Source organism: Butyrivibrio sp. WCE2006 (assembly GCF_000701985.1).
Taxonomy (GTDB): domain Bacteria; phylum Bacillota; class Clostridia; order Lachnospirales; family Lachnospiraceae; genus Butyrivibrio.
The window spans coordinates 324,437-339,464 of sequence record NZ_JNKH01000001.1 but is presented as its reverse complement, the minus strand read 5'-3'; the positions used below and the strand labels follow the sequence as shown (position 1 = coordinate 339,464).

The window sequence follows — 15,028 nt, the reverse complement described above, 5'->3', positions numbered from 1 at the left end:
TGGCATCCATCTCTTCAAAAAAAACGGTACATACTAATTATATCATGACTGAAAATAGAAAATAAATTCTACCTAATTTCTAAATTATATACAATAGTTAGAAAAGAAAAATAAATATTTCTAATTATCGAAAAAATTATATTTAATTTCTGCTTTATGATGTATAATAATCTTGTAATAATAAAAAACTTGTGAAGGAGGAGAAAATTATGTGGACAAATGCTCAAATTAAAGCAAATGGCCTTGCAAATTTTAAGAAAAACAGATGGGCTTGTATTGTTGTTTCAATCATTCTGGGCATATGTGCTGGAGGAAGTGCAGGAGGTACTGCAAACAGCGCAAACAATGAGCAGATTAGAGATCAGTTTGCTAATCTTTCACCTGAAATTGTTGCTGTTATTTTAGGTGTTGTAGGTGTTGCTTTTTTGGTTGCGGTAGTTATCGATATTTTATTGTTTAATGTATTACAGGTAGGATGTCAGAAATTCTGTATTGTTAACAGAACTCAGGATAATGCACAGATTTCAGAAGTAACCTATGGTTTTAAAAGTAATTGGATGAATATTGTAAAGGTAATGTTTTTAAAAGATCTTTATTTATGTCTTTGGACATTACTCTGCTTTATTCCCGGAATCATTAAGTCATATTCTTACAGACTGGTTCCATATATACTTGCAGACAATCCTGATATGACAGCAAGTGAAGCTATTACACTTTCAAGAACAATGATGAATGGGCAGAAGATGAATGCTTTTATTTATGATCTTTCTTTCATCGGATGGTACATACTTGCTATCATCACTTGCGGAATAGTTGGAGTTTTCTATTCATTCCCTTATAAGATGTGCTCTGATGCAGAGCTTTATACAGCAATTAAGGAAACCTTCAATCCTCAGCCTGAAAATGTTTGAACCAGCTTGTACTAAACTTAAAATATTTACTAAATGCACTGATTAAAATAACGGTGTTGTCGCATTACTGTGACAGCACCGTTTTATTTACTTATTTAAAAAGTTCTTCCATTTCTTCAAGTGCTTCTTCAAATACCTTGAGTGCATCTTCAATCGGCTTAGCAGTTGTAAGATCTACTCCGGCTATCTTCAGAAGGCTTACAGGATCCTGTGTACATCCACTCTTTAAGAATTTTTTATACTGCTCAACAGCACTGCTTCCTTCATCAAGGATCTTTTTAGCGATTGAAACAGCAGCAGCAAAGCTTGTAGCATACTGATAAACATAGAAATTGTAGTAGAAATGAGGTATTCTGCACCATTCATATGCAATCTGAGGATCAGAAACCATATTCTCTCCAAAGTATTCTTTGTTCAGGTTGTAGTAGACTTCTGATAAAGATTCTGCTGTAAGAGGCTCACTATTTTCAGCCATTTCATTTGTTTTTCTTTCAAATTCCTCAAACATGGTCTGTCTGTACATTGTTGACTTGAAGCTCTCAAGGAAATGATTGATGATATACGCCTTTTCCTCTTTGCTCTTGGCATTATCTTTAAGATAATGGTAGAGAAGTACTTCATTTGTAGTAGATGCTACTTCAGCAACAAAAATCTTATAGTCTGCATTCCAGATGCTCTGCTCATGCTCTGAATACCAGGTGTGCATTGAGTGACCCATTTCATGAACAAGAGTAAATACATCTTCAAGTGTATTGTTGTAGTTAAGAAGCATATAGGGATGAACGCCGTAAGCACCGCTGCTATATGCACCGCTTCTTTTTCCTTCGTTCTCTACAACGTCAATCCAACGACTTTCATAGGCTTCCTTTACGATATTAAGATATTCATCGCCAAGAGGTGCAAGAGCCTTAAGAGAGATGTCTTTTGCCTCATCATAGCTTACTTGCATATCAAAATCACTTATCATTGAAACATATACATCATACATATGCAGTTCATCGACACCGAGAAGCTTTTTACGAAGAGCAACATATCTATGCATCTTGTCAAAACCATTATGTATGGATTCGATAAGTCTATCACAGACCTTAGGATCTACATTATTCTCATCAACAGCTGCTTCGAAATTGGAATTATATTTTCTTGCTTTAGCATTGAATATTCTGGTCTTAACTTCACCATCATAGAGAGCAGCCCAGGTATTTTTGAACTCTTCATATCTGCCATAGAATGCTTCAAATGCTTTCTTTCTAAGGTCTCTGTCTTTTGACATCTGAACAGGTACAAATCTGCCGTTTGAAAGAACAACTTCATTTCCTTCTGAATCAGTAACACTGGGGAATTTTAAATCAGCATCGGATAGCATATTAAAGCCGTTATAGGGAGTGCGTCCCATTTCACCTGCTGAAGCGATTAGCTGTTCAAGTTCCTTGCTGAGAATATGGTCTTTAAGCCTTCTTATTTCCCTGATCTTTAATTCATAATTTTTAAGCTCCGGTTCTTCTTCATAAAAAGAGGAGAGTTTATCATCAGAAATAGAAAGTATCTCAGGCTCTACAAAAGAAGCCTTCTCTTCAATCTGAATATTAGCTGAAGTAGCCCTCTGATTCATTCCGTTATATTTGGAATTTGCAGTGTCCTCATCGTGCCTCATATGGGCATAGCCATAGAATTTACTTGTCAGAAGGTCAGCCTTCTCATAGAGCTTAAGTGCCTCTAAAAGCGCCTTAGAACTATCTGAGAGCTTTCCATTATATTCTGATAACTTATCAGCTATTGAGAGGGCCTCCTTTACGTCTGCCTCCCAAAGATCCTCATTTTCATAAATATCCTCAAGTCGCCATGTAAGTGACATGTCAACTTCTTGTCTTTTTGGTAATTTTCCTTGCATTTAGTTATTCTCCTTATTATTATTTAATAATGAGCTAATTATAGCCCAATTGTATGTATACGTGTATATTTCTAATGACGCATTGCACCCAATTAGTATACCAGAATATATCCAATTGGAGAACACAATTAAAAAATACTTAAGAGGAGAATTTATCTATGAACTATGCTGAAGAATCCCTTAGATTACATGGAGAGTGGCAGGGAAAAATAGAAGTAGTATCAAGAGTAAAGGTTGAAAATAAAGAGGATCTTTCTTTAGCCTATACACCCGGTGTTGCACAACCTTGCCTTGAGATACAGAAGGATTATGATAAGTCATATACACTTACAAGACGTCATAACCTTGTAGCTGTAATAACAGACGGAACTGCTGTTCTTGGTCTTGGCGATATCGGTCCTGAGGCAGGTATGCCTGTAATGGAAGGTAAATGTGCATTATTTAAAGAGTTTGCAGATGTGGATGCTTTTCCCATCTGTATCAGAAGCAAGGACGTAGATGAAATAGTTCGATCAATATATCTTATTTCAGGTTCTTTTGGCGGCATAAATCTTGAGGATATAGCTGCACCCAGATGCTTTGAGATTGAGAGAAAGCTTAAGGAAATTTGCGATATTCCCGTATTTCATGATGATCAGCATGGAACAGCAGTTGTTGTAGGCGCAGCTCTTATAAATGCTCTTCGCGTAGTAAAAAAAGAATTATCTGAAGCAAAAGTCGTAATAAATGGATCCGGATCTGCAGGTATTGCAATAGGAAAGCATCTTATGAACCTTGGTGTAAAGCATCTTAAAATGGTAGACAGATTCGGCATACTCTGTGAAGGAATTGAAATGAATTCTGCTCAGGAAGAGATGGCACAAAAGACAAACCCTGAAAAGTTCTCAGGATCTCTTGCAGATGCCATGAAAGGTGCCGATGTATTTATAGGTGTCAGTGCTCCTCACATAGTATCTAAGGATATGATTAAATCCATGGCTGAAGGCGCTATTGTATTCCCTATGGCTAATCCTGTTCCTGAAATCGAGCCTGATGAGGCACTTGAAGCAGGCGCAGCAGTTGTTGGTACAGGCAGAAGTGATCATCCGAACCAGATAAATAATGTACTTTGTTTCCCAGGACTTTTCAGAGGTGCGCTTGATGTTCGTGCCAAGGATATTACAGAAGAGATGAAGCAGGCCGCATCCTATGCACTTGCAGACCTTGTTTCTCCTGAAGAACTTAATGATAAATATATTCTTCCTCTTGCCTTTGATAAGAGAGTCGGAAAAGCCGTTGCAGATGCAGTAGCTAAAGCTGCTCGTGAATGCGGCGTAGCAAGAATATAATACTTCTTTTCATAACAAATAATTATTGAGTCCAAAATGTGCTCGTCGCATTTGGGGCTCTTTTTTTATTCAACGAGGAAATTCCTTCGGATTTCCTATTGAATAAAAAGCGCTCCGCAATGAAATTTTATTTTATAGCTTTTTAATAATTTTATTTGTTTCTTTCATTTATAATTTACATGGGAACATTGATGCAACTTATAGGGAGGAACTGCTTATGTTTAGGAAAATTCTTGTAGTTTCATTAATTCTGACTTTGTCAGTCTCCATGAGTGCCTGTGGCTCGTCTAAGAAAAACGCCAAAGAAAATGTTCGTACAGAGATATCAGAGGGAAAACTAAAGGCTACATCGCAGGCTTCTAATGCATCCGCAAAAACCGTAGAGACATCAAGTAAAGGAACCGAAAAGGAGAGTACTAAAGCTGATGATAACTCAGTTTCAGGCTATTATAAACTAATTAAATTTATCTCTGAAGGCGAAGATATTACTGCAGAACTTTTAGAACTTCAGGATATGGGTTCCGGCATCTATATGATACTTAATGAAGATGGTACAGGATCTATTAACATGCTTGGAGAAATTACTGGTTTAAACTGGGATGACAAAGCTATTACTGTTCATGATGAGAGTGAAGATACTGTCACAGAGTATACTTTTGTAAATGGTGAGTTCACACTTAAACAGGGAATAGATGAGATGGTCTTTGTAAAAATGACCGAGGATGAGATAAAAGCATATGAAAATGGTGATACCAATAAGACCATAGATCAGATTACAGATGATATATTGGATTCTGCCTATGATGATGCCATGAATCAGATAGACGAAATAGCAGATGATGCAAAAGATACTATTGATGATGCAGCAGATGACGCTTCGAAAGAAATAGAAAAAGCATCAGAGGAGTTTGAAGATGCTTTGGATGGCGCTTCAACTTCGCTTAAGGGTTCATTATCCGTTACACCTAAATCTGATGATAGTAGTGATAACACTGATACAGCGCAATTTGATTCATCATATCTACCTGATTTATCAACTTCAAAGCATAAAGATGTCGGATATTATGAGATAATGGCTTTTCAGGAGAATGGCACCACATACACAAAAGATCAATTAAAAAATGCTGGTGTTGAATTCGATATGATGCTTTGTCCTGATGGTAAAGGCTATGCGCATTTTATCGGAACCTATTACGATTTATCCTGGGATGATGGGACAATATATGTTGCCACAGATGAAGGTCAGGAAAAAATGATATACTTTAGATCCGATTATGATGGAAAACAGATAATAACAATTAGTGATTCCAATATTGCCATGGTATTTGAATATACCAAAGACGCTGATTCCACATATGAATGGCAAGGAAATTCAGGACTAAGAAACACGAACTGATCAGAAACGGATAAAAAAGGGGCTGTGAAAAAATGGATAATCAAACTTTTTGAGGGTTTGCCAAGCGTTTTGAGGGTCTGACTTTGAGGGTCTGGCCCTTTTAGTATGGGGAGTTTTTGAGGGTTTGGTTTGAGGGTCTAGTTTGAGGGTCTGGTTTGAGGGTCTGGTTTGAGGGTCTGTATGTTGGAGCCATTTTAATAGCCCACGGATTACTCCGCGGGCTGAGTTATAAGTCAGAAAGGTAAATCTGTTGCGCCTAGAAAGTCTTCTGGAAAATCATCAAACACATTTCCATCAGGTATAGAAGCAAAGCTTTGAGTGCCTTCTTCAGATTCTTTTTGTTCTTCATTTACGCAGTCAAAGTATTCGCGCATTTCTTTCCAGCTGCGAAGAGTGTTTATAAAGTCTAGCGGCCATCCATCATCATCAAAGACATTGTCACCATTAGGTGCGTGGTAGTTCATGATTTGATACAATGGGTATATACGTGAGGATATCATTAAAGTTATCAGATACAGAAAAGATAGTTCATCGCAGGGAGACACCATCCAACAGAAGGAGCACGTTATGGAAAAAACAGCCTCTGCTCAGGGCGGAAACCCACTTGGAGAGCAGCCCATTGGCCGACTGCTGCTACAGTATGCCATACCATCAATAATCAGTACGCTAATTGGCTCGCTGTATAACATGATGGATCAGGTTTTTATCGGGCAGCGGATTGGGTATCTCGGTAACGCTGCAACGACGGTTGCCTATCCGCTGACGTTTTTATGCGGTGCGCTGACGCTTCTGTTCAGTAATGGCGCCGCTGTGAACTTTAACATCCTCAATGGCAGAGGAAAAAAGGATGAGGCCATGACATTTGGCATGAATGGCCTGACCCTGATCACGGCGGAAAGACTCCTTCTGGGCTTGATTGTGGGCATATTCACGCCGTGGTTCGTCAATCTGTTTGGGTCTACGGAGGAAGTTTTTCCCTACGCGCTGACCTATATGCGCATTATCGCCATTGGCGTTCCGTTCCTTGCTGTAACTGCCGGAGGAACGCTACTGATACGTTCAGATGGTAGTCCCCGATATGCGCTGATCTGTTCCATATCAGGCGTGGCGTTGAATTTTGTGCTGGACTATCTCTTCCTGTACCCGCTGAATATGGGGATAGCAGGTGCGGCACTGGCAACAATCCTGGGACAGATTCTGTCTGCGGTAATGGTTATTACCTATATGTTCCGATTCAAAACGGGGCGCGTAAAAGCACATCTTTTTCTGATCACAGGTGAGAATCTTAAGCAGATTGTTTCCATCGGTGCTGCTCCCAGTCTTAATCAGGCGGCCATGATGGTGATGAATCTTGTCCTGAACAGCGCACTGCGACACTATGGAGCACTTTCTGTCTATGGTGGCAGCGAGGCACTGGCCGCAGCCGGCGTGGTGACCAAGGTTAACTTCCTGTTTTATTCTACAATTATCGGATGCGGCATAGGTGGTCAGCCCATCCTGGGCTTCAACTATGGTTCGAAAAAATACCGCCGTGTGACAGATACATACTTTGCTACGCTGCGGTATGCGCTGATTGTTGGAGCCATTGAGACAGTCTGTTTCTGGGTCTTCCCTCATCAGATTCTCCAGATATTTGGCAGTAGCGCAGGTGGATATGAGGAATTTGCCATTCTTTATATGCATGTATTTATGCTGCTGGTTATCCTCGCAGGCATTCCACCCATCTCAATGCATGTTATGACCTCTGTGGGTAAGGCGAAGCGCGGGATCATGATCTCACTTTCCAAGCAGCTGACGTTGATTGTTCTGTTGCTATTTCTACCACTGATGTTTGACATCAAAGGTGTCCTATACGCTGGTCCTGTCGCAGACTTTCTTGCTGCAGTGGTTTCCTTTTTCGTTCTGCGCCAGGAGTTCAGACGTATGTGGCGGGACGCAGAGGAGTTGCACATCTGACGACAGTATACATATAGGTGAAGGAGGAAGTGCAGGGAATGATCCCTGCATAAAAAGAACCAGGATTAGTCAGTTTCAATAACTGATTAACCCTGGTTTTGTTTATTATCACAAGAGACCCTCAAAGTAGCCCCTCACGACAACCCCTCAAAATGATTGACCCTCAAAAACTTTGAATACCCGAAGTGTTCTCACTGATAATAGAAATTATGACCTTGAGCAACAAAGTAACAAAAATACTCGGCAACAGTTTTACATAGAACAAATGGAGCTGGAACAAAATGCCCTGTCTGCAATTCCGGTCGCCAAACTTCTTTTGCGGAGCAGGCTTTATATTATTATGTTAAAAAAGTGTATCCTACAGCTATAAGCGGATACAAAGAAATATTCACTAGGAGCATGGAATTGGATGTTTATATTCCTGATCTGAAGATAGGAATAGAATATGATGGCGTATAATGGCATCACAAGAAAGCAGCTGCATACGAAAGAGAACAGCGAAAGTATGATATTTGCAAAGAAAATGGAATAACACTGATACAAGTCAGAGAAAAGAGAAAGCATGTGGATGAAGTTCCAGCTGCAGATTGGTGTGTGTTTTCACCTGAGACTGAGTCAGATGAAGTTGCATTAAGTATTAGTATAAAAAATGTTATTACCTGGATACTAGATCAAACAAAGAATGGTTCAATACCTTCGGTACCTGATATTGACGTAACTAGGGGATCGCTTTGATATATTGTCATATTTGAAAGGACCAGTAAATAACTCTGTTCAGGAAATTGCTCCGGAATTAGCCGAAGAATGGGATTATGAGAGAAATGGTGAATTGAAACCGGACATGATTTCCGCAGGTTCTTCACAGTATGTAAACTGGAACTGCTCTACTTGTGGATATCGATGGGAAGCGGAAGTTTATCATCGTGCCAAGAATCATACAGGATGTCCCAAATGTGCAGGCTTTATTTTTGAAAAAGGGGTTAATGATTTAGAAACAAAAATGCCGGAGCTTCTTGCTGATTGGGATTATGAAGAGAATGCAATGCATGACATTTATCCGGGCGAGATAATGTTCAATAGTGGCAAGAAGGTTCATTGGAAATGCCATATATGTGGACACAGATGGACAGTTTCATTGAATAAACGAACTGTTCAAGGCAACGGGTGCATAAAATGTGGTTATAAAGCAGGCAAGGATAACAACGTATTTCTTTCACCAACCGGAAGAGCAGCGAGAAGAATTACAGAATCTACTGGTTACCCCGCTAAGACCATACATTCAGCTCTTGGCCTTGGCATTGTTGATGATGAAAGATTTGCTGACACAAAGGGATTTAATGAAGAGTGCCTGGTAAATTCCAAAGTGATCGTAGACGAGGCATCAATGATAGATCTCTGGACTATGGAAGGGCTTCTCAGAAACATCAAAGATTCAACACTTGGTCTTATCGGTGACGTTGATCAGCTTCCTTCAGTAAGATGCGGATCTATTCTAAGGGATCTTATCCAGTTCGGAGCTGTTCCTTGTGTTCAGCTTGATACTATCCACAGGCAGTCTGCCGATGCTCTTAATATCTGCGAGAATGCTCAGAATATAAAGAACGGGCTTCACAACTTAAATACCGGTGATGATTTCCATATTGTAGAAGCAGAAGACCTTGAAACAGCTGAAGAAAACCTTATCGGCTCAGCACTTCAGCAAATATACCAATATGGCCTTGAAAACGTTAAGGTCCTTTGTCCCTTTAAAAAAGGTGCTTGCGGTGTTTACAGGGTGAATAACATTCTTCAGAATGTACTAAATCCTTCCAAAGGTGAAAACGAGCTGAAAATCCCAAACGATATGCTCCTAAGAGCAGGAGATCCGGTTATGCAGCTTAAAAATATAGATGATGTTGCTAATGGCGATGTTGGATATGTCATTGAGATCACATTTGATGAAGTAAAGTTTTTGTTTCCCGGAGAAAATCCGACAAGCGTAGACTACTCCTACAATGATGCAAAGGAGCAGCTGACCCTTGCCTATGCCACAACTGTACATAAGAGCCAGGGTTCTGAATATGATTCCGTTGTCCTTTGCCTTACACAAAGACATGGACTTATGAAGAAAAGAAACATCCTTTACACCGGAATCACAAGAGGGAAGCATCAGGTAACGCTTATAGGAACTTATGACGCTTTCTATGAGTCTATTGATAACAACATGATTGAGGACAGACACTCAATGCTGGCAGAGCTTGTTGCCAGTACTGACACTAAAAAGCCCTCTGTCGCACCTATCGTTACTATGCCGAAAAAACCTGAATATGAACAAATGGTGCTTCCCTTTGCTTAAGCTTCCATGACAAAAAACACATACAAGTGATATACTGTTTTATAGTAAAAACAATCATTTTTAGTATAAAAAGCATATATGAACACAAAAACACCTTGTACCGACCATAATGGCATCACATACGAATCCATCAAGGAAATGTGTGATGCCTTTGGTGTAACTCCAACTTTATATCTCAAACGAATCGAGCGAGGCTGGTCCGTCAAGGAAGCTCTTGAAGGTAAGCAGCCTTATTTTTCATGTGATGGAAAAGATTACTATTCTCAGAAGGAAGTCTGTGACGCCTTTGACATCCATCCAAACTCATTCCGCCTAAAGCTAAAACATGGATATTCAATTGATGACATCGTTGATAGGAAGTCATTCCGGGTAACAGACCATCTTGGAAACAAATATGCTAATGAGGCAGAAATGTGCGCCTTTTATGACGTAAAGGTAAGCACCTATTGAAGCAGGAGAAGAAAAGGCATGAGTATGGAGGACGCACTGACTAAATAGCAGGCAAGTCTCGTGATACATACTGGATAGATGGCACAAGCTGTAGGTAAAGAACATCAGGAAGGACTTATCATGAAAGAGCGTATAGAGAAATATATCAAGAAGAAACAGCGTGAAAGAACCTTAAAAATGCTAAAGTATAATATACCTGTTATTCTTGGAGTGCTTGGTCTTATTATCCTTCTGATTGTCCTAAAGATTCTTAAGAAGAAGGCCAAGAAAAAAGTTAAGGCTAAGATCAAGGAAACAATCAAAAGTGGAATAGATAGCATAAGAGATAAGGAATCATCTTCTAATGGCGACGAAGAAGAGGAAGAATAGAAACAAAAAATACATTCTGAGCGTAATTGCCACAGTGGCAGTTCTTGCTCTCATATATTTGATCACGTATCTCTTAAAGCAATCCATCAATTCAGTTTCGCAGGACTTTGATGGCCCTTATGATGTGGTGAGTGTCATAGATGGTGACACGATCATTGTTAAAAGTGATGGTGGCGATGTCCATGTAAGGCTCATCGGCATAGACACTCCGGAAAGCGTGGCCTCCGACGGCTACAAAGTGAATACTCCTGAGGGAGATAAGGCATCTGAGTATACCAGAAACCTCCTTGAAGGTAATAGTGTTTACCTTGAGTATGACAAGGAACAAACTGACAGCTACCAAAGAACTCTGGCTTATGTATAACTCCCCGATGGGAGTACAATGGTAAATGAGCTCCTCATAAAAAACGGATATGCTAAAACCATGGAGATCGAGCCCAATACCAAATACGCAGAGAGGTTTGCAGCTCAGGAGCTGATTGCCAAAGAGCAGAAAGCAGGCTTCTGGGGAACAGGATTTTTTAATTAAAAGGACGGAAATAGTAATTAATGTTAGATAACATTGAAGTATTTACGCAAAGCAGTATAAGAATAAAAGATAAAACCAGAACAATCTATGTGGATCCTTTTCAGATGAAAAGTGACCCCCATGATGCTGACTACGTTTTCATAACACATTCTCATTCAGACCACTTTTCAATCGAGGACATAAGAAAAGTCATAAAAAGCAGCACAGTACTTGTAGTCCCGGCAAGAATGGAGGATGATGCCAGGGAACTCTCTGCAGAAGTTAAGAGCATTATTCCCCTAAAACCAGGGATCTATAAGGAATTATCCGGATTAGAAGTTGAAACGATTCCTGCATACAATACAGTTAAGCCATTTCATCCAAGAAGGGCAGAATGGCTTGGATATATCTTACGGATCAACGGGAAAAGGGTCTATATTGCCGGAGATACCGGCGCAACAAAAGAGGCAAAGCAAGTCAGATGTGATATCGCACTTGTCCCTGTAGGCGGAACATATACGATGGATGTTAAAAGAGCTGCAGAGCTCGTAAACATCATTCGTCCCAAGTATGCAATCCCCACACATTACGGCAGTATTGTAGGGAAAAAGACTGATGGGAAGGCATTTGCAGAGCTTGTATCTTCTCCTGTAAAGGTGATAGAGAAGATACAGTATTTCGAATGAAAATTCAGCATCGCCTGAAAGAAATATTTAAAGGAAAGCAGATATTGTAGGTTAGTTATGATTGTTTCTCAGTACTTTGTCGAATTTATTCTGTACAGCTTTCTGGGTTGGGTGTGGGAATCCATATACTGCACTGTAAAAGAAAAGAAATGGGCCGACAGAGGCTTTCTTTTCGGCCCCATCTGTCCCATATATGGCTCATGTGTAGTGGGCGCATCATTAGTTCTTGTTATTTTTCCAAGGCTTTCAGATCCTGATTTTCCTGTATGGATATTGTTTATCCTATGTTATATAGGAAGCGCCATAGCAGAATTTGGTACCTCATGGGTTCTAGAAAAAAGATTCCATGCCAGATGGTGGGATTACAGTAAAATGCCGCTCAATATACAGGGGAGGATATGCGTCCCTGTAAGCTGCACATTTGGGATAGCCGGTGTTCTTATCATAAAGTATCTGCTTCCGCTGATAGCATTTGCAAGAGGGCTTATCCCACCACTAATCTATGAGCTTCTTGCCCTATGCTTCGCAATCCTGTTCGGTGCAGATTTTGCTATGACAGAAGTCAGCCTTTCACAGCTGCTTGAGGAAGTTGAAAAAATCCACGCCGAATTTAACGAAAAAGCCCAGGCAAGATACGATAAAGTCGCAGAGATTCCAGAAAATATCAAAAACAGAATTGAGAGGAGCAGAGCTTTTATAGAAAGAAGTAATGTCAATCAAAAGAGGATTGTAGATAATATTAAAAGTTTTACACCATTGCTTAATAGTAGCAGCGAGCATAATCGTGGAAGGGAGCTTGTTCTTGACAGTCTTAAGACTGCCCTCCGTGACCATCGCGATCATAGTAGAAAATGAAAAATGAGCTTAAAGTAAAGAAGAGGTTTTAGCGTGATAGATCAGAAACAAGCCAGAGAAATATTAAAACAAAAGCTGGCAGATAATCTTGTTATTGTAAACTCATTTGAGGATCCGGAGTATTGGTGTTTCGGACTTGGTCTTGTCAGAGAAGACGGGGATATCATGCCGCTTATGGGAGACAGCACAATAAGGATCAGTAAAGAAACCGGAGAGATGGAGTAGGACTATGAACGATATACTTTGTGAACAGCTATCCCGTGATTACTGTTGCTCTCGGGAAGATGTAATTGATAAGTATAGCCCTGTAGATGGCAGGCGCAGATACCAGGAAAAAGAAGAATGCTACCTTAAGCTTGTATGTGTTAACGGAAAGCTCCTGTTTACCGGCAGAGAAGATATTATTGCCTGGTGTCAGGAAAACTATGAAAGTTATGGTTCTGAGTGGTTTATGGAAGCAAAAAACCTTCGAAAGCTGAACGACAGACTGCATCTGGATGGATACCAGATAGGCATGGCCCATCCGTTTTATATATCTGAGGAAAAATCTGATGTAGACACTTCCGGATATGATATTAAGTGGTATCGGGGCAAGGAAATCGAGCAGTTTAGGGGAGATAACAGGTTCTGCGAAGCTTATACCTTCTGCAAAACTGCACCTGATATGGTAGGTGTCGCAGCCATAAAAGATGATGAAATCCTTGGCATGGCAGGAGCAAGCATGGACAGTCCTATGATGTGGCAGATCGGCATAAATGTGGAGCCAAACGGAAGACGAAAGGGCATTGGAAAGATGCTGGTTTCACTTCTTAAAAATGAGATCCTTGGTAAGGGAAGGCTTCCATATTACGGTACTTCCATGGGACATATCGCTTCCCAGAAGGTTGCTATCGGTTCAGGGTTTGTGCCGGCCTGGGCAGAACTTGTAACAGATAGGCTCGAATGATTTTTACATATACTGTCATTTTGGAGAGGACATGCGATGCAATTAGAGTCCACAAACAAATCTCAAAAGAATAATAAGCGGAGAATCCTGATTGTATGTTTTGTTGCTTTTTTCCTGCTTGGTATTTACTTTTTAATTGGAAAACCTATGATTGCTTTTGTTGATGATGCAGATGGATTTCAAGAATATGTTAAAAGCAGAGGCATCTTTGGACTATTAGTGTTTGGCTTTTTTGTTTTTTTACAGACACTCTCAAACTGCATACCAGGACTTCCGTTTTATCTTGCTGCTGGCGCTGCATTTGGAGGCATTAAGGGAGCAATCATTTGTGATATATTTGCAACTATGGCAAACACAACTGCATTCCTCTTGGGAAAGAAATATGGAAGAGATTTTTTGCTTCTGCTTTTTCCCAAAAGTAAATTGGAACAGGTTGAAAATCTTGTTCTAAATAAAAATCCGGTATTGGTACATGTTCTGTTCATGCTTTTACCATTGCCAAAAGATACTTATGCATGGCTTGGCTTTTATTCAAAAGAAAATGTGATCCAATGGATCCTGATCACTTTTGTTGCAAGGTTTCCGCATATCTTTATCTATACATTCGGAGCTGAAAAGATGCTAGAGAACCAATACAGCTATATTGCTGCGGGCGCGATCATTGCAGTAGTTGTTTACCTGGCTGTTGCTATGCTTATTAAGAAAAAAACTGTTAATAGTGGTGAATAAATGGCACTATATGCACTTGGAGATCTCCATCTGTCTTTTCAGGCAGACAAACCAATGGATGTATTCGGAAAAGCAAGGAGAAATCACGAAAAAAGGATGTGAAAAGCAGCTTTGTAAATTATTTAGTTAGACGCATATTTCTCAGATTAAAAGCACACTATTCTATAGGTGTTGCGTTTAGTCTGAGAATTCTTTTTTTCTATATATCAAGACGTATTTCGAATATGGGTCTCTTGTGTTCATATGATGATCAACACATTATATGAAAGACAGGTGAAAAAATGTCTCATATGACATTAGATGATCGTGTTTATATTCAGGAAGGTCTTGATAATAATCTTAATCCTAATCTGATATCTAGAAAGATAGGAAAATCCCATTCAACTGTAATCAGAGAAATTGAAAAGCATCGTGTATTTAAAAGAAAACGTTATGAAGGTGCAAAAGTTTATTGAACTTACTCATGAGAAATACTATGCTGAGCTTTCAGAGTACTTTGGGGATACAATCATTGCTTTTTTTATAGACGAACCCAATATCCTTGGACGAAATGCCGTGTCAGTATAGTATGAAGGGTGACGTGATGATATGAATCAGGATTTGTTTCCGGATGGGGCAAGCTTTTCAGATTTTGTCTCTTGAATAAAACTTTTGGATGTTTCGTTAAG

The 15,028-nt window shown here is 39.7% G+C and carries 16 protein-coding genes and 1 pseudogene; 15 read left to right on the top strand and 2 right to left on the bottom strand.

All coding sequences use genetic code 11. The annotated features are described in order from the left end of the window. Positions 1-209: 209 nt before the first annotated feature. On the top strand, positions 210-911 hold the full coding sequence (locus T501_RS01440; RefSeq protein WP_044912798.1) for a DUF975 family protein: 702 nt from the start codon (positions 210-212) through the stop codon (positions 909-911). 91 nt (positions 912-1,002) lie between these two features. Here the strand turns inward: T501_RS01440 and pepF are convergent, their stop codons facing one another. Then, a complete protein-coding gene (gene pepF / locus T501_RS01435; RefSeq protein WP_026509296.1) occupies positions 1,003-2,802 on the bottom strand; it encodes an oligoendopeptidase F in 1,800 nt (599 codons plus the stop codon). 158 nt (positions 2,803-2,960) lie between these two features. Here pepF and T501_RS01430 point away from each other — a divergent pair, with 158 nt between their 5' ends. Together T501_RS01430 and T501_RS01425 are read left to right on the top strand one after the other, a co-directional pair. Then, positions 2,961-4,130 carry an NAD(P)-dependent malic enzyme gene (locus T501_RS01430; RefSeq protein WP_026509297.1) on the top strand — a complete coding sequence of 390 codons (1,170 nt, stop codon included), beginning with the start codon at positions 2,961-2,963 and terminating at the stop codon, positions 4,128-4,130. A gap of 217 nt (positions 4,131-4,347) precedes the next feature. Continuing rightward, entirely contained in the window at positions 4,348-5,526 is a 1,179-nt protein-coding gene (locus tag T501_RS01425; protein ID WP_044912797.1) for a hypothetical protein, read from the top strand. A gap of 233 nt (positions 5,527-5,759) precedes the next feature. Here the strand turns inward: T501_RS01425 and T501_RS01420 are convergent, their stop codons facing one another. Then, entirely contained in the window at positions 5,760-5,990 is a 231-nt protein-coding gene (locus tag T501_RS01420) for a hypothetical protein (RefSeq protein WP_035785880.1), read from the bottom strand. Between the two features lie 103 nt (positions 5,991-6,093). Between T501_RS01420 and T501_RS01415 the strand changes: the two genes are divergently transcribed. The 12 genes and pseudogenes from T501_RS01415 (at position 6,094) to T501_RS22355 (ending at position 14,927) form a co-directional block, all read left to right on the top strand. Continuing rightward, positions 6,094-7,482, top strand: coding sequence for an MATE family efflux transporter (locus T501_RS01415; protein ID WP_044912796.1), 1,389 nt, complete (start codon positions 6,094-6,096; stop codon positions 7,480-7,482). A 748-nt stretch (positions 7,483-8,230) separates the two neighbouring features. Further along, the gene (locus tag T501_RS19750) at positions 8,231-9,817 is read left to right on the top strand and encodes a zinc-ribbon domain-containing protein (protein WP_155994760.1); all 1,587 of its coding nucleotides are present in this window, start codon (positions 8,231-8,233) and stop codon (positions 9,815-9,817) included. A gap of 78 nt (positions 9,818-9,895) precedes the next feature. Next, positions 9,896-10,267 carry a hypothetical protein gene (locus T501_RS01405; protein WP_044912795.1) on the top strand — a complete coding sequence of 124 codons (372 nt, stop codon included), beginning with the start codon at positions 9,896-9,898 and terminating at the stop codon, positions 10,265-10,267. 78 nt (positions 10,268-10,345) lie between these two features. Beyond that, positions 10,346-10,636 carry a hypothetical protein gene (locus T501_RS01400; protein WP_155994759.1) on the top strand — a complete coding sequence of 97 codons (291 nt, stop codon included), beginning with the start codon at positions 10,346-10,348 and terminating at the stop codon, positions 10,634-10,636. Further along, positions 10,611-11,165: pseudogene (locus tag T501_RS01395) on the top strand (thermonuclease family protein). Before T501_RS01400 ends, T501_RS01395 begins: the two are co-directional and overlap by 26 nt. Positions 11,166-11,185: 20 nt before the next feature. Beyond that, the gene (locus T501_RS01390) at positions 11,186-11,830 is read left to right on the top strand and encodes an MBL fold metallo-hydrolase (RefSeq protein ID WP_044912793.1); all 645 of its coding nucleotides are present in this window, start codon (positions 11,186-11,188) and stop codon (positions 11,828-11,830) included. A gap of 57 nt (positions 11,831-11,887) precedes the next feature. After that, positions 11,888-12,685 carry a putative ABC transporter permease gene (locus T501_RS01385; protein WP_026509303.1) on the top strand — a complete coding sequence of 266 codons (798 nt, stop codon included), beginning with the start codon at positions 11,888-11,890 and terminating at the stop codon, positions 12,683-12,685. A 33-nt stretch (positions 12,686-12,718) separates the two neighbouring features. Continuing rightward, entirely contained in the window at positions 12,719-12,910 is a 192-nt protein-coding gene (locus tag T501_RS01380; RefSeq protein WP_026491476.1) for a hypothetical protein, read from the top strand. 4 nt (positions 12,911-12,914) lie between these two features. Next, positions 12,915-13,631 (top strand): GNAT family N-acetyltransferase, encoded by a 717-nt coding sequence (locus T501_RS01375; protein ID WP_044912792.1) that lies wholly within the window; start codon positions 12,915-12,917, stop codon positions 13,629-13,631. Between the two features lie 36 nt (positions 13,632-13,667). Continuing rightward, a complete protein-coding gene (locus T501_RS01370) occupies positions 13,668-14,360 on the top strand; it encodes a TVP38/TMEM64 family protein (RefSeq protein WP_044912791.1) in 693 nt (230 codons plus the stop codon). A 290-nt stretch (positions 14,361-14,650) separates the two neighbouring features. After that, positions 14,651-14,815, top strand: a complete 165-nt coding sequence (locus T501_RS20585; RefSeq protein WP_197027900.1) for a helix-turn-helix domain-containing protein — start codon at positions 14,651-14,653, stop codon at positions 14,813-14,815. Continuing rightward, complete coding sequence (locus tag T501_RS22355; RefSeq protein ID WP_442856329.1) at positions 14,799-14,927, top strand: hypothetical protein; 129 nt, start codon at positions 14,799-14,801, stop codon at positions 14,925-14,927. The genes T501_RS20585 and T501_RS22355 overlap by 17 nt, the downstream gene beginning before the upstream one ends. The last annotated feature ends 101 nt before the right edge of the window (positions 14,928-15,028 follow it).

What these genes read in the sequence shown, in the direction of transcription:
- T501_RS01370 (WP_044912791.1), top strand. Translation starts at nt 13,668, where the DNA reads ATGCAATTAGAGTCCACAAACAAATCTCAAAAGAATAATAAGCGGAGA.
- T501_RS01400 (WP_155994759.1), top strand. Translation starts at nt 10,346, where the DNA reads ATGGCACAAGCTGTAGGTAAAGAACATCAGGAAGGACTTATCATGAAA.
- T501_RS01430 (WP_026509297.1), top strand. Translation starts at nt 2,961, where the DNA reads ATGAACTATGCTGAAGAATCCCTTAGATTACATGGAGAGTGGCAGGGA.
- T501_RS01440 (WP_044912798.1), top strand. Translation starts at nt 210, where the DNA reads ATGTGGACAAATGCTCAAATTAAAGCAAATGGCCTTGCAAATTTTAAG.
- T501_RS01375 (WP_044912792.1), top strand. Translation starts at nt 12,915, where the DNA reads ATGAACGATATACTTTGTGAACAGCTATCCCGTGATTACTGTTGCTCT.
- T501_RS20585 (WP_197027900.1), top strand. Translation starts at nt 14,651, where the DNA reads ATGACATTAGATGATCGTGTTTATATTCAGGAAGGTCTTGATAATAAT.
- T501_RS01405 (WP_044912795.1), top strand. Translation starts at nt 9,896, where the DNA reads ATGAACACAAAAACACCTTGTACCGACCATAATGGCATCACATACGAA.
- T501_RS01390 (WP_044912793.1), top strand. Translation starts at nt 11,186, where the DNA reads ATGTTAGATAACATTGAAGTATTTACGCAAAGCAGTATAAGAATAAAA.
- T501_RS01385 (WP_026509303.1), top strand. Translation starts at nt 11,888, where the DNA reads ATGATTGTTTCTCAGTACTTTGTCGAATTTATTCTGTACAGCTTTCTG.
- T501_RS01425 (WP_044912797.1), top strand. Translation starts at nt 4,348, where the DNA reads ATGTTTAGGAAAATTCTTGTAGTTTCATTAATTCTGACTTTGTCAGTC.
- T501_RS01415 (WP_044912796.1), top strand. Translation starts at nt 6,094, where the DNA reads ATGGAAAAAACAGCCTCTGCTCAGGGCGGAAACCCACTTGGAGAGCAG.
- T501_RS01420 (WP_035785880.1), bottom strand. Translation starts at nt 5,990, where the DNA reads ATGAACTACCACGCACCTAATGGTGACAATGTCTTTGATGATGATGGA.
- pepF (WP_026509296.1), bottom strand. Translation starts at nt 2,802, where the DNA reads ATGCAAGGAAAATTACCAAAAAGACAAGAAGTTGACATGTCACTTACA.